2 rRNA genes are annotated in these 3,391 nt (G+C 51.5%); both read right to left on the bottom strand.

Annotated features, from left to right (window positions below):
- Positions 1-46: 46 nt before the first annotated feature.
- Positions 47-162: ribosomal RNA gene (gene rrf, locus EC915_RS24545) — 5S ribosomal RNA — on the bottom strand.
- A 149-nt stretch (positions 163-311) separates the two neighbouring features.
- A 23S ribosomal RNA gene (locus EC915_RS24540) occupies positions 312-3,205 on the bottom strand.
- Positions 3,206-3,391 lie beyond the last annotated feature (186 nt).

Here is a 3,391-nt window from a genome sequence, read left to right as displayed (position 1 = left end):
AAAACAAAACCCCACCTGCTTGCGCAGACGGGGTTCTGAAATTCAATCTTGACGATGACCTACTCTCACATGGGGAAACCCCACACTACCATCGGCGATACATCGTTTCACTGCTGAGTTCGGGATGGGATCAGGTGGTTCCAATGCTCTATGGTCGTCAAGAAATTCGGGTACTGACTCGTTCCAGGGAACGCTTCAGCAAATCGGGTATGTGATCAGGTGTTCGTGTGCAAACTCTCGGTTCGTGTCGTCTTCACAGTCACCGCAATCTGGTCTGTTCTCTCGAACCGTGCAGATTGCTTGGGTGTTATATGGTCAAGCCTCACGGGCAATTAGTATTGGTTAGCTCAACGCCTCACAGCGCTTACACACCCAACCTATCAACGTCGTAGTCTTCGACGGCCCTTCAGGGAACTCAAGGTTCCAGTGAGATCTCATCTTGAGGCAAGTTTCCCGCTTAGATGCTTTCAGCGGTTATCTTTTCCGAACATAGCTACCCGGCAATGCCACTGGCGTGACAACCGGAACACCAGAGGTTCGTCCACTCCGGTCCTCTCGTACTAGGAGCAGCCCCTCTCAAATCTCAAACGTCCACGGCAGATAGGGACCGAACTGTCTCACGACGTTCTAAACCCAGCTCGCGTACCACTTTAAATGGCGAACAGCCATACCCTTGGGACCGGCTTCAGCCCCAGGATGTGATGAGCCGACATCGAGGTGCCAAACACCGCCGTCGATATGAACTCTTGGGCGGTATCAGCCTGTTATCCCCGGAGTACCTTTTATCCGTTGAGCGATGGCCCTTCCATACAGAACCACCGGATCACTAAGACCTACTTTCGTACCTGCTCGACGTGTCTGTCTCGCAGTCAAGCGCGCTTTTGCCTTTATACTCTACGACCGATTTCCGACCGGTCTGAGCGCACCTTCGTACTCCTCCGTTACTCTTTAGGAGGAGACCGCCCCAGTCAAACTACCCACCATACACTGTCCTCGATCCGGATAACGGACCTGAGTTAGAACCTCAAAGTTGCCAGGGTGGTATTTCAAGGTTGGCTCCACGCGAACTGGCGTCCACGCTTCAAAGCCTCCCACCTATCCTACACAAGCAAATTCAAAGTCCAGTGCAAAGCTATAGTAAAGGTTCACGGGGTCTTTCCGTCTAGCCGCGGATACACTGCATCTTCACAGCGATTTCAATTTCACTGAGTCTCGGGTGGAGACAGCGCCGCCATCGTTACGCCATTCGTGCAGGTCGGAACTTACCCGACAAGGAATTTCGCTACCTTAGGACCGTTATAGTTACGGCCGCCGTTTACCGGGGCTTCGATCAAGAGCTTCGCTTGCGCTAACCCCATCAATTAACCTTCCGGCACCGGGCAGGCGTCACACCCTATACGTCCACTTTCGTGTTTGCAGAGTGCTGTGTTTTTAATAAACAGTCGCAGCGGCCTGGTATCTTCGACCGGCATGAGCTTACGGAGCAAGTCCTTCACCCTCACCGGCGCACCTTCTCCCGAAGTTACGGTGCCATTTTGCCTAGTTCCTTCACCCGAGTTCTCTCAAGCGCCTTGGTATTCTCTACCCAACCACCTGTGTCGGTTTGGGGTACGGTTCCTGGTTACCTGAAGCTTAGAAGCTTTTCTTGGAAGCATGGCATCAACCACTTCGTGTTCTAAAAGAACACTCGTCATCAGCTCTCGGCCTTGAAATCCCGGATTTACCTAAGATCTCAGCCTACCACCTTAAACCTGGACAACCAACGCCAGGCCGGCCTAGCCTTCTCCGTCCCTCCATCGCAATAACCAGAAGTACAGGAATATTAACCTGTTTTCCATCGACTACGCTTTTCAGCCTCGCCTTAGGGACCGACTAACCCTGCGTCGATTAACGTTGCGCAGGAAACCTTGGTCTTTCGGCGTGGGTGTTTTTCACACCCATTGTCGTTACTCATGTCAGCATTCGCACTTCTGATACCTCCAGCAAGCTTCTCAACTCACCTTCACAGGCTTACAGAACGCTCCTCTACCGCATCACCCTAAGGTGATACCCGTAGCTTCGGTGCATGGTTTGAGCCCCGTTACATCTTCCGCGCAGGCCGACTCGACTAGTGAGCTATTACGCTTTCTTTAAAGGGTGGCTGCTTCTAAGCCAACCTCCTAGCTGTCTAAGCCTTCCCACATCGTTTCCCACTTAACCATGACTTTGGGACCTTAGCTGACGGTCTGGGTTGTTTCCCTTTTCACGACGGACGTTAGCACCCGCCGTGTGTCTCCCATGCTCGGCACTTGTAGGTATTCGGAGTTTGCATCGGTTTGGTAAGTCGGGATGACCCCCTAGCCGAAACAGTGCTCTACCCCCTACAGTGATACATGAGGCGCTACCTAAATAGCTTTCGAGGAGAACCAGCTATCTCCGAGCTTGATTAGCCTTTCACTCCGATCCACAGGTCATCCGCTAACTTTTCAACGGTAGTCGGTTCGGTCCTCCAGTCAGTGTTACCTAACCTTCAACCTGCCCATGGATAGATCGCCCGGTTTCGGGTCTATTCCCAGCGACTAGACGCCCTATTAAGACTCGCTTTCGCTACGCCTCCCCTATTCGGTTAAGCTTGCCACTGAAAATAAGTCGCTGACCCATTATACAAAAGGTACGCAGTCACCCAACAAAGTGGGCTCCCACTGCTTGTACGCATACGGTTTCAGGATCTATTTCACTCCGCTCTCCGCGGTTCTTTTCGCCTTTCCCTCACGGTACTGGTTCACTATCGGTCAGTCAGTAGTATTTAGCCTTGGAGGATGGTCCCCCCATGTTCAGACAAGGTTTCTCGTGCCCCGTCCTACTCGATTTCATTGACAAGAGATTTTCGCGTACAGGGCTATCACCCACTATGGCCGCACTTTCCAGAGCGTTCCGCTAATCTCAAATCAACTTAAGGGCTGGTCCCCGTTCGCTCGCCACTACTAAGGGAATCTCGGTTGATTTCTTTTCCTCAGGGTACTTAGATGTTTCAGTTCCCCTGGTTCGCTCCATGCACCTATGTATTCAGTGCAAGGTAACTGTCTTATGACAGCTGGGTTCCCCCATTCAGACATCTCCGGATCACAGTCTGTTTGCCGACTCCCCGAAGCTTTTCGCAGGCTACCACGTCTTTCATCGCCTCTGACTGCCAAGGCATCCACCGTATGCGCTTCTTCACTTGACCATATAACCCCAAGCAATCTGGTTATACTGTGAAGACGACATTCGCCGAAAGTTTGCATTTCACAAACTTTACCTTAGCCTGAATGAACACCAGTGAAAGTGCCATCCAGTCTATCTTTCTATCACATACCCGAATTTTTAAAGAACGATCTAATCAAAGACTAGAAATCAACACTCATCACCCAAC

Origin of the sequence: Pseudomonas sp. LP_7_YM, from assembly GCF_004364435.1 — a bacterium.
GTDB lineage: Bacteria > Pseudomonadota > Gammaproteobacteria > Pseudomonadales > Pseudomonadaceae > Aquipseudomonas.
The sequence above is the reverse complement of the archived record's forward strand: the minus strand, read 5'-3'. Positions and strand labels throughout refer to the sequence as shown.